Here is a 17,127-nt window from a genome sequence, read left to right as displayed (position 1 = left end):
AGCAACAGTCCTGGAATCAGGCCCTTACATGTTCGGATAATTCGGTCCTCCACCGCCCTCGGGCACGACCCAGTTGATATTCTGGGTCGGGTCCTTGATGTCGCATGTCTTGCAGTGGACGCAATTTTGCGCGTTGATCTGGAAGCGAGGTTCCCCTTCATCCAGACCGACCACCTCATAGACACCGGCAGGACAATAACGCTGAGCCGGCTCGTCATAAAGGGGCAGATTGTAGGAAATCGGGACCGACGGATCCTTCAACTGCAGATGGACCGGCTGGTCCTCCTCATGATTGGTGTTCGACAGGAATACAGAGGACAGACGGTCGAAGCTGATCACGCCATCGGGCTTGGGATAGGCGATCTTCTCGCACTGGTCCTTGCGCCACAATTTCTCGCAATCGGGCTTGTGCTTCATGGTGAAGGGCAGGCCGATCTTGAGCGTGCGCATCCACATGTCGATGCCGGCCAGCAGCGTGCCAATGGTGTTGCCGAACTTGGCCAGCAGCGGCTCGGCATTCTTCACCAGTTTCAGTTCGTCCGCGATCCAGCTGGAACGCAGGCGATCCTCATAATCGTGCAGCACGTCGCGCGCGCGTTCGTTCTGGATCGCCTCGAACGCGGCCTCGGCGGCCAGCATGCCCGACTTCATGGCGGTATGGCTGCCCTTGATGCGCGGCACGTTGACGAAGCCGGCCGAGCAACCGATCAGCGCGCCACCGGGGAAGACCAGCTTGGGTATCGACTGCCAGCCGCCCTCGTTGATCGCCCGCGCGCCATAGGAAACGCGGCGGCCGCCTTCCAGGAACTTGCGGATTTCCGGATGCTGCTTCCAGCGCTGGAATTCCTCGAACGGATAGAGGTGCGGGTTGCGATAGCCCAGGCCCACGACGAAACCGAGCGCAACCTGGCCATTGGCCTGATGATAGAGAAAACCACCGCCATATGCGTCGGTTAGCGGCCATCCCTGCGTATGAATGACAAGACCCGGCTGATGCTTGGCCGGATCGATGTCCCACAATTCCTTCATCCCCAGGCCATAGACCTGCGGCTCGCAATCGGCCTCCAGGTCAAACTGGCGCTTGAGGATCTTGGTCAGGTGGCCGCGCGCGCCCTCCGCAAAGAAGGTATATTTGGCGTGCAGTTCCAGGCCTGGCTGATAGTCCGCCTTGCGCTCGCCATCACGGGCAATGCCCATGTCGCCGGTCGCGACGCCCTTCACGCTGCCATCCTCATTGTAGAGGATTTCGGCGGCGGCGAAGCCGGGGAAGATTTCGACGCCCAGCCCCTCGGCCTGCTCCGCAAGCCACCGGCACAAATTGCCCAGCGATCCGGTATAGGTGCCCTTGTTGTGCATCCAGCCCGGCGTCATGATGTGCGGTATCGCCATCTTGCCGGCCTTGGTCAGCATCCAGTGCTGATTGTCGGTCACCGGAACGTCGGCCATCGGGCAGCCCTGTTCCTTCCAGTCGGGGATCAGTTCATCCAGCGCCTTGGGATCGACCACCGCGCCCGACAGGATATGGGCGCCGATTTCCGACCCCTTTTCCAGCACGCAGACGGCCAGTTCCTGCCCGGCGGCATTGGCCAATTGCTTCAGCCGGATTGCTGCAGACAGGCCAGCCGGTCCCCCACCGACGATGACGATGTCATAGGGCATCGAATCCCGTTCGCTCATAATCCCTCCATAAAGGCGCCCGCCAGCACATGTCCGGCCATCCGGTCGCCTTATTACTCCAACGTTTTGACATTCCACGCGATGAAGATTCTTGACCCTCGCGTCAACCTCTGGCCCAAGGGCATCGTGATGCGGGGATTAGAGCGGGACTTTGGAGCCGCAGCGCCTGACGCCTATCTGGCGTGGTGGTCGCTGGCGGGGGTGGACGGCGCCGTAGCGGAAGCTCCAGTCAACTGGTTGCGGCCGCAACCGACGCGCGCGCAGCTGGCCGAGCAGGCTGCGAAGGCCTTTGCTCCGCCGCCACCCGAAAAACCCAAGACTCTCGACGCCTATCTCGAATGGCTTGCCAGTGATTCGGCCCAGCCCGAACGCAAATGGCCCGGCACCCCGATCCTGCCGACCGGCCCGGCCGAAGCGTCCCTGATGGTCATCACCGACATGCCCGACATGGCAGATGCCGGCGCGGGCCATTTGTTCGCCGATCGCGCAGGCACTCTGTTCGACGCCATGATGCGGGCCATCGGCCTGCGCCGTGACGATATCTGCTTGGCCTCGCTGTTCACCGTCCGCCCCGCCGGCGGCATGGTGGAGGCAAGCGATCTGGCGCATGTCGCCGATCGCATCAGGCTCCATGTCCATCTCGCCGCGCCGCGCCGCCTGCTCCTGCTGGGCGATCGGACGGTCCGTGCGCTGCTTCCGACCGATGGCGCCGACCGGCCCGCCGGTTTACGCCCCTTTAACCATGATGGCGGCACTGTGCCCGCCATTGCCACATTCCATCCGCGCCTGCTGCTCAGCCAGCCCGCGGCCAAGGCGGAATGCTGGCGCGCCCTGCAAAGCCTGATTGAGGAAGATCGCCCGTGATTCGCGTTGCAACCCGCATTTCCAGCCTTGCGCTGCTCAGCATGAGCGCGGCGCTGGCGATCCCGGCCGGCGCCAAGGCGGCCGAAACCCTCCCCACCTTGCCGACCAGTTCCACCGCCAACACGCCGCTGCAGCTGTCCGATGGCAACAAGGCGCGTTACAATGCCATCTTCGCCGCCCTGCGCGACCAGAAATGGTCGGATGCCAAGGCGATGATCCTGGCGCTCGATCCACAGGATGCGGTTCGTCCGCTCGCCCTGTCGGAGCTTTATCTTGCCAAGGGGTCGCCGCGTGTCGAGCTGTTCGACCTGCTCGACCTCGTCAACAAGGCAGCCTGGCTGCCCAAGGCGGACCAGCTTTCCCGCCTGGCGCAGAAGCGCGGCGCGACCATCCTGCCCGATCTGCCGCAGGTCCAGAAGCTGGTATGGCTCGGCTCGGCACCCCGCCGCCAATATGTCAGCGGCAGCAAGACGGACGTTCTGGCCCAGAGCCTGTCGGCCCAGATCCTGACCTTCATCAAGAATGACGATCCGGCCGGCGCGGAAGGGCTGCTTGCCGCCGGCGAAGCCGGGCTGACGCCCGAAGGCCTGACCGAGGTGCGCCAGCGTGTCGCCTGGGCCTATTATATCGAAAGCGACGATCTCAACGCGCGCCGTATGGCCGCGCGCGCGCTCGAAACCCGTACCGGCGGCGACTGGACCGTGCAGGCCCACTGGACGACGGGCCTGGCCGCCTGGCGCCAGAATGATTGCCGCGCCGCCGCTCCGGCCTTCGCCAATGTCGCGGCGCTAGCGGGCGACGCGGACATGCGGGCAGCCGGCGCCTATTGGGCATCGCGCGCCTATATGGTCTGCGGCGAGGCCGAGAAGGTCGAGAATATGCTGAAGCTCGCGGCGCGATCCGACGAGACCTTCTATGGCCTGCTCGCCCGCGAAAGCCTGGGCATGCCGCTGGGCGGCGCGACCATGAACGCGCGTTTCAGCGACAATGACTGGCGCCAGCTCAAGGACAGCCCCAATGTCCGCAGCGCGATCGCGCTGGCCGATATTGGCGAGAATGGCCGCGCCGACGAGATTTTGCGCTATCAGGCGAAGCTGGGCGGCACCGCCCAATATGATGCGCTGCTGCGGCTCGCCAGCGCGCTCAACCTACCCGCAACCCAGCTTTGGCTCGCCCATAATGGCCCGGCCGGCAAGCAGCCCGACAGCTTCGCCCGCTTCCCGGCGCCGGCCTGGCGACCCGACGGCGGCTGGCGCGTCGACCCGTCGCTGATCTACGCCCATACGCTGCAGGAATCCGGCTTCCGTTCGGACGTCGTCTCCAGCGCCGGCGCCCGCGGCCTGATGCAGGTCCGCCCCGGCACCGCCGGCGATGTCGGCCTGTCCAACGCATCGCAATTGTTCGTGCCGTCCACCAACATGGAATATGGCCAGCGCTACCTGGAATCGCTGCGCGACATGAGCGCGACCGGCGGCCTGCTGCCCAAGGTGATGGCCGCCTATAATGCCGGCCCGCTGCCGGTCGAACGCTGGAACAGCGAGGTGAAGGACAAGGGCGATCCCCTGCTCTTCATCGAATCCCTGCCCTATTATGAAACCCGCGCCTATGTGAACATCGTCATGCGCAACTATTGGATGTACCAGATCCAGGCAAAGGGCGAGGCGGATTGCCTGACCGGTATGGCGCAGGGCATGTGGCCAACCTTCCCCAATGCCAAGGGCGTGAAGCTGGTGCGCCTCAGCAAGGCCGATGGCCGGGCGATGCTCGCCGGCGGATCGGACTGATGCCGATCGATGAGGGCCGGACCTTCCTGCCCGTCCGCATTGCCGTCCTGACCGTTTCCGACACCCGTACCTTGGCCGACGACCGGTCCGGCGACACGCTGGTCGATCGCCTGACCGGCGCGGGCCATGTCCTGGCCGACCGACTGATCGTCACCGATGATCGCAGCGCCATCGTCGCGCGCCTTCACGCCTGGATCGACGATCCGCAGGTCGATGTTATCCTGACTACTGGTGGCACCGGCGTCACCGGCCGGGATGTCACACCCGAAGCACTGGCCCAGGTGCAGGACAAGGAAATTCCCGGTTTCGGCGAACTGTTCCGGTGGCTCAGCTATCAGTCGATCGGCACATCGACCATCCAGTCGCGCGCCACCGCCTGCGTCGCGCGCGGCACCTATATCTTCGCCCTGCCCGGCTCGACCGGCGCGGTGCGGGATGCATGGGACGGCATTCTCGCCAGCCAACTCGACAGCCGGTTCCGCCCCTGCAATTTCGTCGAGCTGATGCCGCGCCTCACCGAGCGCTAAACGCCCTCACTTCTTGAGCGTGGGCGCCGGGTTCTCCTTGAAGAATTTGCTGAGTTCGCCGAGCATCACTGACCACCAGTCGACCACGTCGGCGAAATTCTCCTGGTTGAGACCGCCGATCGTGCTGACGTCATAGGACACGTCCAGCGTCTTGTCGTCGGCCAGCGACATCTGGATGAAGCGCTTGGACTGGTTCCACTTGTTCGCCAGCTCGACCGTGTTGCCACCATCATCCGCGAAATTGATACCGAACTGCAACGAGTTGCAGTCCTTCATTTCTTCGCAGCCATAGAAATAGATGGTGAAATTATAGCCGCTGGCAGCGCTCTCGATCATCGGGTTACCGGTCGACTTGCTCTTGGTCAGCGCCGCCTTGTAGCCCGCTGCCTGTAGCGCATCGACCACCGACTGTGGGCGGCTCGCACAGACCATATTGGCCGCACAATCCGTCGTCGGCGTCGCGGCATCGGCCGCGCCTGCCATCATCAGAGCCGGAACAAGCCACCAGGCACGCATGATATTTCCCCCTGCTTTCAAGGGGGCAGCCATGACGCGTCGGAAGCGACCTTGTCAATAAGTTCATGATATGTTCTTATTTCAGCATGGCAAACATTCCCGGACGCGGCGCAACGCACAATCAGGCCAGCAACCGGTTCAACCTGGCCGCGCGCGAGGCGGACGGCGACTGGCTCGACGCCGTGGAAGCGATCGACGGACCGGCCCAGAAACTGCGCACCAGCGTTTCGCTGATTACGCCGCGCACGATCATCTCACGCAACGCGTCGCCCGACATCGCCTTCTCCCAGTCGATCAACGCCTATGCCGGCTGCGAGCATGGCTGCATCTATTGCTTTGCCCGCCCGAGCCACGCCTATCATGATCTGTCGCCGGGGCTGGATTTCGAAACACGCCTGTTCGCCAAGCCGGACGCTGCGGCGCTGCTGCGCAAGGAACTGGCGCGCGGTAATTACAGCGTCTCGCCGATCGCCATGGGCACGAATACCGATCCCTATCAGCCGATCGAGAAGGATTGGGGGATCACCCGCCAATTGCTGGAGGTGATGGTGGAATGCCGCCATCCGGTCTTCATCACCACCAAGTCCGACCGCATCCTGCGCGACATCGACCTGCTTGCCGATCTAGCGCGCGACAATCTGGTGGCGGTGATGATTTCGGTCACCTCGCTCGATCTCAAGGTCGCGCGCACGCTGGAGCCGCGCGCGCCCCATCCCGAACGGCGGATTGCCGCAATCTCTCGCCTGGCCGAAGCCGGCGTGCCGGTATCGGCCAACATGTCGCCGATCATCCCGGCGATCAACGATCATGAGATCGAACAGGTGGTGGCGCGGCTTGCCATGGCCGGCGCGCAGGACGTCAACTACATCCTGGTCCGCCTGCCGCATGAGGTCGCACCGTTGTTCCGCGCCTGGCTGGAAACCCATTATCCCGATCGCGCCGCCAAGGTGATGGCGATGATCCGGGACATTCGCGGCGGGCGCGACAATGATCCCGATTTCGGCAGCCGGATGCGCGGCCAGGGCGTCTGGGCCGACCTGACCCGCACCCGCTTCACCAAGGCCCGGCGCAAGGCCAATCTGGGGCAGGCGCGGATCAGCGTCCGCACCGATCTGTTCCGGCCGCCCGAAGGCGCGCAGATGCGGCTTTTCTAAAGGCCGGTCAAATCTCGACCTGGCTGCCCAGTTCGACCACGCGATTGGTCGGCAGGCGGAAGAACTCCATCGCGCTTTCCGCGTTGCGAAGCATCCAGGCAAAGATCTTCTCGCGCCACAGGGGCATGCCGGGATTGGCCGAAGGCAGCAGCGTCTGGCGCGCCAGGAAGAAGCTGGTGTCCATCATCTTGAACGCCTGGCCACAACCGGTGACATTCTTGAGCGCGGCCGGAACATCCGGCTCCTGCATGAAGCCATATTGCAGCACCAGACGGAAGAAGCCGCGCCCCAGATCCTCCAGCTTGCACCGGCCGTCATCCTCGACCACCGGCACATCCTTGATCTTGACCGTCAACAGGATCACCCTCTCATGCAGCACCTTGTTGTGCTTGAGATTATGCAGCAGCGCATGCGGCACGCCATCGGGCGTCGAGGTCATGAAGACAGCGGTGCCCGGCACGCGCACCGCGCTGTTGGCGGCCGAAGCCACGAATACCGGGATCGGCATCGCTGCCTCGCGCAGCCGTTCCTGCACCAGCCGGCGCCCACGAGACCAGGTGGTCAGCAAGGTGAAGACGACGAAGCCGATCAGCAGCGGGAACCAGCCGCCGTCGGGCACCTTGGTCAGATTGGCCGCCAGATAGGCGCCATCGACCAGGTAGAAGACGGCAAGCAGCGGCGCGGCATAATACCATTTCCAGTGCCACAGGCGGTAAAGCACCACGGTCAGCAGCACATTGTCGATGAACATCGCACCGGTGACGGCAATGCCATAAGCCGCGGTCAGGTTGGACGAGGTCTTGAACACCAGCACCAGCAGGATCACCATGACCATCAACCCCCAGTTGATCAGGGGAATGTAGATCTGGCCGGCTGTCGAGGCGCTGGTATGCTCGATCCGCAGACGCGGCATGAAGCCGAGCTGGATCGCCTGCTGCGTGACCGAGAAAGCGCCGGATATCACCGCCTGCGACGCGATGATCGCCGCCAGCGTGGCAAGGCCGATCAGCGGCAACTGCATCCATTGCGGCGCGAGATTGTAGAAGGGACTGTGCAGCGCCGCGGCACCCTCCCGGAAGAGCAGCGCCCCCTGCCCCATATAGTTGAGCATCAGCGCCGGCAGGACGAAGATCAGCCAGGACACACGGATCGGGCTGCGGCCGAAATGGCCCATATCGGCATAGAGCGCTTCGGCGCCCGTCACCGCCAGCACCACCGAGCCCAGCGCCAGGAAGGCGGGCAGCGGATCGGTGGCAAAGAACATCACCGCCCAATAGGGATTGAAGGCATAGAGAATGCCCGGCGTCTTGACGATGCTGAGCACGCCGAGCGATGCGATCGTCACGAAATAGATCAGCATGATCGGGCCGAACAGGGTCGCAACCTTGTTGGTCCCCAACCCTTGGATCCAGAACAGGCCGAGCAGGATCAGCACCGCAACCGGCAGAATCGCCGGCGCCAGATTGGCGTTGTAGACCGCCAGACCTTCCACCGCCGACAGCACGGAAACCGCCGGCGTGATCATCGAATCGCCGTAGAAGAGGGCGGTCGCGAACACGCCCAGCAGCACGATGCCGCGCGACCAGCGCTGCGTCTTGGTCTGGCCGTTGATCAGCGCCAGCAGCGCCAGGCTGCCACCCTCGCCCTTGTTGTCGGCGCGCATGATGATGCTGACATATTTGAGCGTCACGACCAGCATCATCGACCAGAACATCAGGCTGATGACGCCCAATATATGGTCGGGATCGAGGTCGAGATGATGGTGCCCCGCAAAGGTCTCGCGGAAAGCGTAGAGCGGGCTGGTGCCGATATCGCCGAAGACGATACCGATCGCGCCGACGACCAGCTTGGCCGTGGCTTTCTGGCGGGCATGGCCATGCCCATCCTGCTCGCCGTCTTCGGGGACGGCGACCGCGCTGTCATCAGCCATGAAGGAAATGCTCGATCATCAATATCATGTCGCAACCCTTGCCAGGGCAATTCTCATTCCAAGGACGGAGCCCAGCAAACCGCCGGCCCCTACCATGGGCACAGGGTTCACGCAATGATCGCCCCGATGCGGATCATCGCGAAGCCGCATCCATCGCCAGCATGGCATCGATACGCGCGATATTGGCCTGCAGTTCCGCTTTGATCTTGCTGCCTTCGGGCGCCGATTGCGCCAGCGGCAACCATTGTTTGCGCGCGGCGTCCAATTGCCCCGCCTGGGCCAAAGCAAGGCCATAGAAATAGCGCGGCGCCGGTCCTTCCGGGTCCAGCCGCAGCGCCTGGCGATAGGCATAGTCCGCCGCCGGCGCGACCACGCCATCGGCATGCGCGACCAGCGCATTCCCCATGCCGAGCCACAGATTGGCGTCTTCCGGCGTCTGCTTGAGGCCGGAGAGCAGGATATTGGCCGCCTCCTTGGTCAGGCCGCGCCGCCCGTAGGAATCCGACATGATCAGCCATTGGCCGGCCGGGCCATAGCGCTCCGCCAGGCTGCGGCGTCGCTCCGCCAGCTTCTCGTCGAACTGCGCTTCCTTCTCGGCCGCGACCTGTCGCGGCGCGCCGGCTAGGCCGGGATGCCCCTGCCAGGCATAGCCCGCGAGGCCGACCAGCAAAGCCGCTGCAACAATCTCCCGCGTCACGCGCGGGATACGCCCGATGAAACAGAGCACCGCCATGGCGAGGATGGCGAGGCCGAAAGCAATGATCCAGCCCGTCATGCCCGTGGCCTCCGCTTGATCCGTCCGCGCATCAACAACAGCCCCAATGCGAGCAGCACGATCGGTGCCGCCCAGAGCGGCCAGAGGATCGGCGCAGCCGTCGGCTCATAGCTGACCCAGTCGCCATAGCGCTCGATCAGCCAGCGCCTGATATGCTCAGGCTCCTCCCCCGCCCTGATCCGCTCGCGTATCTCGGAGCGCATATCGCCCGCCATGCTGGCGTTCGAATCGGCGATCGACTGGCTCTGGCAGGTGAGGCAGCGGATGGTTTCCATCAGCGCCTTCGCCTTGCGCTCCAGCGCCGGGTCATCAAGCTGCCGGTCGGCATAGGGCGCGGGCGGCAGGGCGGTCTGCGCCTGAACCGGCGCCGCCAGCATCAGCAGGAGAATAGAAATCAACGCCTTCATTGCGCGTCCTTCAGCCGTTGCAGCAGCATCGGCACGTCATCGGCGCGGATGTCACCAATATGCTGATAGGCGATCCTGCCCTTGCCATCGATCACGAAGGTTTCCGGCACGCCCGACGACCCCAATGCGATCTGCACGCCACTGCGCGCATCCAGGCCGATCCGGCTATAGGGATTGCCATTCCGCATAAGGAAGGCGTCGACATCGAGCCGGGCATCGCGGATCGCGATCGCGTCGATTTCTACCCCGGCCTGCTTAAGCGTCATCAGTTGCGGCGCCTCCGCCGCGCAGGGAATGCACCAGCTGGCAAAGATGTTGAGCAGGCGCGGCTTGCCATCCGCCAATTGCGTGCTGGCAAGCGCGGGCCGATCGCTGGCGGCAGCCGGCAGGCTGAAGGCCGGCAAAGCCTGGCCAATCAGCTTGGAGGTGATGACACGGTCATCCGGCTTGAACAGGCCGCTGGCGAACAGGGCGAAGAAGCCGAGGAACAGGACAAGCGGCAGCCAGATCAGCAGCTTCCTCATGCCATTGCCCTCCGCGCCCGCCATTTCATCAGCCAACCGCGCCGTTCCCGCCCGACCAGCGCCAGCAGACCGCCCAGCGCGATCATGATGCCGCCCAGCCAGATCAGCGTCACGAACGGCTTCCACCAGATCCGCATCTGCCAGCGGCCGGCATCGGCTTCCTGCCCCAGCACGACATAGAGCTGGCCATTCCACCGGGTCAGCAGGGCCGCCTCGGTCGTGGTCGTCGGCGGCGAGGCGAAGAAGCGTGACTGCGGATGGATCACGACCGCGCGGCCGCTGCGCTCCGCAATGACGTCCGCCTGCAACGCCGTCCAATTGTCGCCAGCAAGCGGCAGGATGCGCTGGAAGCGCAGCGTCCAGCCAGCCGTCTCGATGCTGTCGCCCGGTCGGACGGCCACCAGCTTCTCGACCGTGAACGCCGAATCGCAGGCCATGCCGGCCAGGCTGACGGCACAGCCCAGATGGGCGATCACCATACCATAGGTGAAGAGCGGCGTGCGGCGCAGGTTGCGCTTCCACAGCGGCGCGAGCGATCCCACGCCGACGGCCAGTGCCACTGCCAGCCCGCAATAGGGCAACAGCCCGATCCGCCCCCAGGCGAGCGCGCCGACCAGCACCACGGCCGCCAGTGCGACCGCAGCCGGAACAAGCATGCGCCCGGCCACGGCGCGCGCCTGATCCCGGCGCCAGCGGGTGAGCGGCCCTGCCGCCATGACGATCAGCAGGATGAGCGCGATCGGCCCGGCAATGCGATCGAAATAGGGCGCGCCGACCGACACCTTGTGCCCGAATGCTTCGGTCATCAGTGGGTAAAGCGTGCCGATCAGCACCAGCCCGAGGATCACGGAGAGCAACAGGTTGTTGACCACCAGGAAGGTCTCGCGGCTGACCAGTTCGAACGGCGCGCCCTCGCGCACCGTGCCGATCCGCCAGCCGAACAGGGCCAAAGCGCCGCCAATATAGAGCGCCAGCAAGGCCAGGATGAAGCTGCCCCGCTCGGGATCGACGGCGAAGGCATGGACGCTGGTCAATATGCCCGACCGGACCAGGAAGGTGCCGACCATCGACATGGAGAAGGCAACGACGGCCAGCATCACCGTCCAGGCGCGCAGCGCGTCGCGGGTCGCGAGCACGGTCACGCTGTGCAGCAACGCGGTCGCCGCCAGCCAGGGCATCAGCGACGCATTTTCGACCGGATCCCAGAACCACCAGCCGCCCCAACCCAGCTCATAATAGGCCCAATAGCTGCCCGCCGTGATGCCGAGTGTCAGCATGACCCAGGCGGCCAGCACCCAGGGCCGCATGGCCCGAGCAAAGGCGGCATCCACCTGCCGCGTCAGCAAGGCGCCGACCGCAAAGGAGAAGGCGACCGAAAGGCCGACATAGCCGAGATAGAGCGTCGGCGGATGGAAGGCGAGGCCGGGATCCTGCAGCAGCGGGTTGAGCCCCTGCCCGTCCGCCGGTGCCGGGGAAATGCGGGCGAAGGGATTGGAGGAGAAGAGCAGGAAAGCGTAGAAGCCCAGGCTGATCGCCGCCTGCGCCCCAAGCGTCGCCATGTGCGCGTCGCGCTTCAAGGCACGCTCGAACAGCGCAACCGCCGCGCCGGCGACGCCCATCACCGTTACCCAAAGCAGCATCGACCCTTCATGATTGCCCCAGGTTCCGGCGAATTTGTAGAGCCAGGGCTTGGCCGAATGGCTGTTGGTCGCCACCAGCAGCACCGACATGTCGGACCGCAGGAACAGGCTGATCAGCGCGACAAAGGCAGCTGCCGTCAGCACGCCCTGCAAAACAGCGACAGGACGAACGGCGCCCAGCACCTCGCCCTTGCCGCCCGCCAGCCCCATGCCGACCAGAAACAGCTGGAGCAGCGCGAGGACGGCGGCAAACCACAGGGCGGCGAGACCGGCTTCGGCGATCATGGCGCGGCCTTCATCTCATGCGTGGTTTCATTATAGGTCATGCCGTCCAGTTCGCGCGGCATGTAGCGCTCGTCATGCTTGGCCAGCAAATTGGTGGCGACGAAGCGCCCCTGCCGGTCGAAAGCGCCTTCCGCCACGACACCGCTGCCTTCCTTGAACAGGTCGGGCGCGATGCCGCTGAAGGTCGCTGGCACGGTCGCCTTGCCGTCGGTCACGTCGAAATCGATCGTCACACCGTCGGCCGCGCGCTCGAGGCTACCCTTCACCACCATGCCGCCCAGACGGATCGCCTTGCCGGGTTCCACGCCCTTGGCCTTCACATCGTTGGGCGCATAGAAATAGGCCGCTTCGTCCTTCAGCGCCGATACGGCGAGCAGCCCGGCTCCGATGATCGCCACCAGCGCTGCGAGCGCCAGGATCAGCCGTTGATGCTTGGCCTTCATGTCCGGTCAGACAGTCGTTCGGCCTGACGTTCCGCCGATCGCATCGCGCGCCAGCTGGCGATGGTGACGATCGCCGTGCCCACCGCCGTAACGGCGTAGGCAGCGATCACGAAAGCCCATTGGTTCATCTCTACCCTCTCGTCAGGCGCTGCATCCGCGCCTCGACCTTATTTTGTGCCAATATTGCCCGCATCCGCATCAGTACGATCGCGGCGAACAACAAGGTGAAACCGAACAGCGTCAGGCCAAGCGGCCAGAGCATCGATCCGTCGATGCTCGATCCCCGCATCGTGATGCTCGGCCCCTGGTGCAGGCTGTTCCACCAGACCACCGACCGATTGATGATCGGGATGTTGATCGCGCCGACCAGGCCGAAGATCGCCGTCACCGGGCTGACCCCGCCTTGCCCCTGCCGCGCCGATGCGTTGGCCAGAGCAATATAGCCGAGATAAAGGAAGAGCAGGACCAGCATGGACGTCATGCGCCCGTCCCATTCCCACCAGGTGCCCCAGGTCGGCCGGCCCCAGATCGAACCGGTCATCAGGCAGATGGCGGTGAACAACGCACCCGGCGCCGCAATCGCGCGTCCGGCCACGGAAGCCAGCGGATGGCGCCACACCAGTTGCATCAGCCCGGACACGGCAATGCCGGCCCAGCCCGCCATGCCCAGCCACGCGGCCGGCACATGTATATAGAGTATGCGCACCGTATCGCCCTGCAGATAGTCCGCCGGCGTCAGAAACAGACCCGAAGCGCAGCCGGCCAGCAGCAGCACGAGGCCGGGCCAGAACAGCCAGCCCGTCATCGGACGGGCGATCTTCAGGAAGCGGGCGGGATTGGCAAAACGGTGCATGAGTACAGGTTTCTTAGCGACACCCGAACGTCAACGCCAGTGGCCGTTTAGCCCATGGAAAAGCCAGCAAAACGCAGCGTTGCCACGATTGGCCACGCTTTTTTGTTACAGGCAGGCGACAAATCGAGCGGGAGGGACTATATGCGCGCGAAAGGTCGCCCCAGAGGGGTGGTCAGGAACGGCAATGGACCCGCTCACACCCATGATTACGACGAATCCTTTCGACGACGACAAGTTGCGCGAAGAATGCGGCATTTTTGGCGTATCTGGCGCAGAAACCGCGTCCGCGATGGTAGCGCTCGGCCTTCACGCCCTGCAGCATCGCGGCCAGGAAGCGGCAGGCATCACCAGCTGGGACGGGCATGATTTCCATACCCATCGCGCCATGGGTCATGTCGCCGGTAATTTCGACCGCGACGAGGTGATTCGGGGTCTTCCCGGCGACACGGCCTGCGGCCATGTCCGTTACTCGACCACCGGCGAAACCTCGCTGCGCAATGTCCAGCCGCTCTATGCCGAACTCAATTCCGGCGGTTTCGCGGTTGCCCATAACGGCAACATCTCCAACGCGATGAAGGTCCGCCGCGAACTGATCCGCCGCGGCTCCATCTTCCAGTCGACCTCGGACACCGAAGTCATCATCCATCTGGTCGCGACGTCCAATTATCGCACCCTGCTCGACAAGTTCATCGATGCGCTCAAGCAGATCGAAGGCGCCTATTCGCTGATCGTGATGACCCCCGAGGGCATGATCGCCTGCCGCGATCCGCTCGGCATCCGCCCGCTGGTGATGGGCAAGTTGGGCGATTCGACCATCTTCGCTTCGGAAACCGTCGCGCTCGACGTGGTCGGCGCCGACTATGTCCGCTCGATCGATCCGGGCGAACTCGTCATCGTCACCAAGGATGGCGAAATGCGCTCGATCCGCCCGTTCGGCGAAGTGCATCCGCGCCCCTGCATCTTTGAGCATGTCTATTTCAGCCGCCCCGATTCGATCATCGACAATTCCAGCGTCTATTCGGTCCGCAAGGCGATCGGCGCGCAGCTGGCGATCGAAAATCCGGTCGAGGCCGACTATGTCATCCCGGTGCCCGACAGCGGTGTGCCGGCCGCCATCGGCTATGCGCAGGAATCGGGCATCCCGTTCGAACTGGGCATCATCCGTTCGCACTATATCGGCCGCACCTTCATTCAGCCGGGCGACAAGGTCCGCCACCTGGGCGTCAAGCTGAAGCATAATGCCAACCGTGCCCTCATCCAGGGCAAGCGCATCGTGCTGATCGACGACTCGATCGTGCGCGGCACCACCTCGCTGAAGATCGTGCAGATGATGCGCGAAGCGGGCGCCGCCGAAGTGCATATGCGCATCGCCTCGCCGCCGACCAAGCATAGCTGCTTCTATGGCGTCGATACGCCCGAACGCACGAAGCTGCTGGCGCACAAGCTGGACATTGGCGGCATGCAGGACTTCATACACGCCGACAGCCTGGCCTTCATCTCGATCGACGGCCTGTACAAGGCGCTGGGCGAGGCGAAGCGCGCCGACATTCGTCCGCAATATTGCGACGCCTGTTTCACCGGCGACTATCCGACCAAGCTCACCGACCAGGATGAAGCCGTGGTCGAAAACCAGTTCGAACTGCTGGCAGAACGGGTCTCCTGATCCACGGGCAAGGCCCGACCGGGCGGGGTCGCACGACCCCGCCCTTTCCTTTTCCCACGACGACACCCGGCATCGGTCGGGGCGAACGGAGAGCCGATGTCTGATACCTTGCCGCTGTTCGGAAAACTTGCGCTCGTCACTGGCGCCAGCCGGGGGATCGGCGCCGCGACGGCGGAGGCACTGGCCGCAGCCGGTGCCCATGTGATCCTGACCGCACGCACCAGCGGCGGACTGGAAGAGGTGGAAGACCGCATTCATCAGGCCGGTGGCAGCGCCACCATCGCGCCGCTCGACCTGATCGACGGCGAAAGCATCGGCCGCCTGGCCCAGGCCATTTCGGGCCGCTGGAAGGCACTCGACATCCTCGTCCTCAACGCGGCGACGCTCGGGTCGCTGGCATCGGTTCCGGCGATCGATGCCAAGGAATTTGCCCGGCTGCTGATGCTCAACATCGCTGCGCCCCAGGCGCTGATCGCCGCTTTCGATCCGATGCTGCGCGCCAGCGCCGACGCGCGGGTAATTGCCCTGACATCCTCGGTCGGCGCCACCCCGCGCGCCTATTGGGGCGCCTATGGCGCGTCCAAGGCCGCACTCGAAACGCTGGTCGGCGCCTATGGCGAGGAGATGAAGAACATCTCCGCCATTCGCACCCATATCGTCGATCCCGGCGCCACCCGCACCGCAATGCGCGCCCGCGCCTTCCCCGGCGAAGACCCCGCAACGCTCAAGGGACCGGAAACGGTCGCCAGGGCCATCCATGATCTGGTGCTGAGCGATGCCCCGAACGGCCATCGCCTGCGCGTAGAGGGTTAAGCGGCCGGCTTTGCCAGCGTGACCTGGGCGACATCAATGGTGCCGCCCCGGAAACCGCCTTCGCAATACATCAGATAATAGCGCCACAAGCCGACGAAATGCTGGTCAAAACTGGCCGGTAATCGTCCTTCGTCGATCGCCCGATCGAACCGCTCGCGCCAGCGGCGCAGTGTTTCGGCATAATGGTCGCCAAAGCGGCGCACGTCGCGCCATTCCAGCCCGCGTTCCTGCGCCAAGGCCCGAAAACGACTTTCGGATATCAACATGCCGCCGGGGAAGATGTAGGTCTGGATGAAATCGGCACCCCGCGCATAATGATCGAAGATCGCATCGTCGATCAAAATATACTGGATCGCGGCGCGCCCGCCGGGCTTCAGCAGGCGTGCGACCGCATCCAGATAGTCGGGCCAATAATGTTGGCCGACGGCCTCCACCATTTCCACGCTGGCGATGGCGTCATATTGCCCCTGTGCGTCGCGATAGTCGGTCAGGTGGATTTGCGCGCCGGACCCCAGCCGATCGCGCGCATAATCAGCCTGCTCGACCGACAGGGTCAGCCCGTCATATCGGACGGCGCAGCGTTCCATCGCCTGTTCGGCGAGACCACCCCAGCCGCATCCGATTTCCAGCAGCGCCTGCCCGTCGCGCAGGTCCAGCCGTTCCAGCAGGGCGTCCACCTTGCGCTGCTGCGCTCGTTCCAGGCTTTCGATTCGATCCTCAGGACTGAGGAACAAGGCACTGGAATAATGCATATTCCTGTCCAGCCATAGGCTGTAGAAATCATTGCCCAGATCATAATGGAAGGCGATGTTCCGGCGCGAGCCGTTACGGTTGTTCCGCCGCGCCCAGTGCAGCAATCGACCTGCCCAGCGTGCCGGTCCATGGGGTCGCGCGACGCGCCCCAGCGATACCGCATTGGCCATGAACAGCGCGAACAGCGGCACCGGATCGGCACTGCGCCAATCGCCCGCTGCCCAGGCCCGATACCAGCCCGCCGAGCCGCCCATCGCCAGTCGCACCAAGGCGCGCCAATCGACGAGGTCCACGGCACAGTCGAACCCTGGTGCCCGTCCGCCCAGCATCCGGCGCGTGCCGTCCGGCAAAGTCGCGTCCAACGAGCCCTGCTCCAATCCCTGGTCGATACGATCGAGCATGCGATGGAAAAGCGGCGCGAACAGGCGCGCCCGCCATCCTGGAGTCCGGTCTGCCGGCGGTCGCCGGATCGACAATGCGGCCTTGCCGCGACGGGGGTCGACTGCATTCATCGGGCCT

17 protein-coding genes are annotated in these 17,127 nt (G+C 64.4%); 6 read left to right on the top strand and 11 right to left on the bottom strand.

The window, feature by feature from the left end:
- Positions 1 to 24: 24 nt before the first annotated feature.
- A complete protein-coding gene (locus tag ACUCV3_RS02095) occupies positions 25 to 1,677 on the bottom strand; it encodes an electron transfer flavoprotein-ubiquinone oxidoreductase (protein ID WP_279727948.1) in 1,653 nt (550 codons plus the stop codon).
- Between the two features lie 81 nt (positions 1,678 to 1,758).
- On the opposite strand from ACUCV3_RS02095, the gene ACUCV3_RS02090 reads away from it, so the two are divergent.
- From ACUCV3_RS02090 to moaB, 3 genes are read left to right on the top strand one after another with little or no spacing between them, the layout of a single operon-like run.
- The gene (locus ACUCV3_RS02090; RefSeq protein WP_279727947.1) at positions 1,759 to 2,541 is read left to right on the top strand and encodes a uracil-DNA glycosylase family protein; all 783 of its coding nucleotides are present in this window, start codon (positions 1,759 to 1,761) and stop codon (positions 2,539 to 2,541) included.
- Positions 2,538 to 4,325: a lytic transglycosylase domain-containing protein gene (locus tag ACUCV3_RS02085; RefSeq protein WP_279727946.1), complete on the top strand. Its 1,788-nt coding sequence runs from the start codon at positions 2,538 to 2,540 to the stop codon at positions 4,323 to 4,325. Before ACUCV3_RS02090 ends, ACUCV3_RS02085 begins: the two co-directional genes overlap by 4 nt.
- Positions 4,325 to 4,852 (top strand): molybdenum cofactor biosynthesis protein B, encoded by a 528-nt coding sequence (moaB, locus tag ACUCV3_RS02080; RefSeq protein WP_004207276.1) that lies wholly within the window; start codon positions 4,325 to 4,327, stop codon positions 4,850 to 4,852. Before ACUCV3_RS02085 ends, moaB begins: the two co-directional genes overlap by 1 nt.
- 6 nt (positions 4,853 to 4,858) lie before the next feature.
- Here moaB and ACUCV3_RS02075 read toward each other — a convergent pair whose 3' ends face one another.
- Positions 4,859 to 5,368: a YbjN domain-containing protein gene (locus tag ACUCV3_RS02075; protein WP_279727945.1), complete on the bottom strand. Its 510-nt coding sequence runs from the start codon at positions 5,366 to 5,368 to the stop codon at positions 4,859 to 4,861.
- 86 nt (positions 5,369 to 5,454) lie between these two features.
- Between ACUCV3_RS02075 and ACUCV3_RS02070 the strand changes: the two genes are divergently transcribed.
- Positions 5,455 to 6,522, top strand: coding sequence for a PA0069 family radical SAM protein (locus tag ACUCV3_RS02070; RefSeq protein ID WP_482240340.1), 1,068 nt, complete (start codon positions 5,455 to 5,457; stop codon positions 6,520 to 6,522).
- A gap of 7 nt (positions 6,523 to 6,529) precedes the next feature.
- On the opposite strand, the gene ACUCV3_RS02065 is transcribed toward ACUCV3_RS02070, so the two are convergent.
- From ACUCV3_RS02065 to ccmC, 8 genes are all read right to left on the bottom strand, one after another.
- Positions 6,530 to 8,452 carry a potassium transporter Kup gene (locus ACUCV3_RS02065; RefSeq protein ID WP_125985953.1) on the bottom strand — a complete coding sequence of 641 codons (1,923 nt, stop codon included), beginning with the start codon at positions 8,450 to 8,452 and terminating at the stop codon, positions 6,530 to 6,532.
- A gap of 133 nt (positions 8,453 to 8,585) precedes the next feature.
- Positions 8,586 to 9,227 carry a tetratricopeptide repeat protein gene (locus ACUCV3_RS02060; RefSeq protein ID WP_037506642.1) on the bottom strand — a complete coding sequence of 214 codons (642 nt, stop codon included), beginning with the start codon at positions 9,225 to 9,227 and terminating at the stop codon, positions 8,586 to 8,588.
- Positions 9,224 to 9,634, bottom strand: a complete 411-nt coding sequence (locus tag ACUCV3_RS02055) for a cytochrome c-type biogenesis protein (RefSeq protein ID WP_279727943.1) — start codon at positions 9,632 to 9,634, stop codon at positions 9,224 to 9,226. The genes ACUCV3_RS02060 and ACUCV3_RS02055 overlap by 4 nt, the downstream gene beginning before the upstream one ends.
- Positions 9,631 to 10,158 carry a redoxin family protein gene (locus ACUCV3_RS02050; RefSeq protein ID WP_279727942.1) on the bottom strand — a complete coding sequence of 176 codons (528 nt, stop codon included), beginning with the start codon at positions 10,156 to 10,158 and terminating at the stop codon, positions 9,631 to 9,633. The genes ACUCV3_RS02055 and ACUCV3_RS02050 overlap by 4 nt, the downstream gene beginning before the upstream one ends.
- A complete protein-coding gene (locus tag ACUCV3_RS02045; RefSeq protein WP_279727941.1) occupies positions 10,155 to 12,083 on the bottom strand; it encodes a heme lyase CcmF/NrfE family subunit in 1,929 nt (642 codons plus the stop codon). Before ACUCV3_RS02045 ends, ACUCV3_RS02050 begins: the two co-directional genes overlap by 4 nt.
- Positions 12,080 to 12,526 carry a cytochrome c maturation protein CcmE gene (gene ccmE, locus ACUCV3_RS02040; RefSeq protein ID WP_279727940.1) on the bottom strand — a complete coding sequence of 149 codons (447 nt, stop codon included), beginning with the start codon at positions 12,524 to 12,526 and terminating at the stop codon, positions 12,080 to 12,082. Before ccmE ends, ACUCV3_RS02045 begins: the two co-directional genes overlap by 4 nt.
- Entirely contained in the window at positions 12,523 to 12,654 is a 132-nt protein-coding gene (gene ccmD / locus ACUCV3_RS02035; RefSeq protein WP_004207286.1) for a heme exporter protein CcmD, read from the bottom strand. The genes ccmE and ccmD overlap by 4 nt, the downstream gene beginning before the upstream one ends.
- Before the next feature lie 2 nt (positions 12,655 to 12,656).
- Positions 12,657 to 13,379, bottom strand: a complete 723-nt coding sequence (ccmC, locus tag ACUCV3_RS02030) for a heme ABC transporter permease CcmC (RefSeq protein ID WP_279727939.1) — start codon at positions 13,377 to 13,379, stop codon at positions 12,657 to 12,659.
- Between the two features lie 202 nt (positions 13,380 to 13,581).
- On the opposite strand from ccmC, the gene purF reads away from it, so the two are divergent.
- Together purF and ACUCV3_RS02020 are read left to right on the top strand one after the other, a co-directional pair.
- Complete coding sequence (gene purF / locus ACUCV3_RS02025) at positions 13,582 to 15,042, top strand: amidophosphoribosyltransferase (RefSeq protein WP_017499557.1); 1,461 nt, start codon at positions 13,582 to 13,584, stop codon at positions 15,040 to 15,042.
- A 96-nt stretch (positions 15,043 to 15,138) separates the two neighbouring features.
- On the top strand, positions 15,139 to 15,855 hold the full coding sequence (locus ACUCV3_RS02020; RefSeq protein WP_037506635.1) for an SDR family NAD(P)-dependent oxidoreductase: 717 nt from the start codon (positions 15,139 to 15,141) through the stop codon (positions 15,853 to 15,855).
- On the opposite strand, the gene ACUCV3_RS02015 is transcribed toward ACUCV3_RS02020, so the two are convergent.
- On the bottom strand, positions 15,852 to 17,120 hold the full coding sequence (locus ACUCV3_RS02015; RefSeq protein WP_279727938.1) for a class I SAM-dependent methyltransferase: 1,269 nt from the start codon (positions 17,118 to 17,120) through the stop codon (positions 15,852 to 15,854). The two genes, ACUCV3_RS02020 and ACUCV3_RS02015, sit on opposite strands and share 4 nt — an antisense overlap.
- Positions 17,121 to 17,127 lie beyond the last annotated feature (7 nt).

The organism is Sphingobium sp. VMM, assembly GCF_056790315.1.
This window is presented reverse-complemented; position numbering and strand designations above follow the sequence as displayed.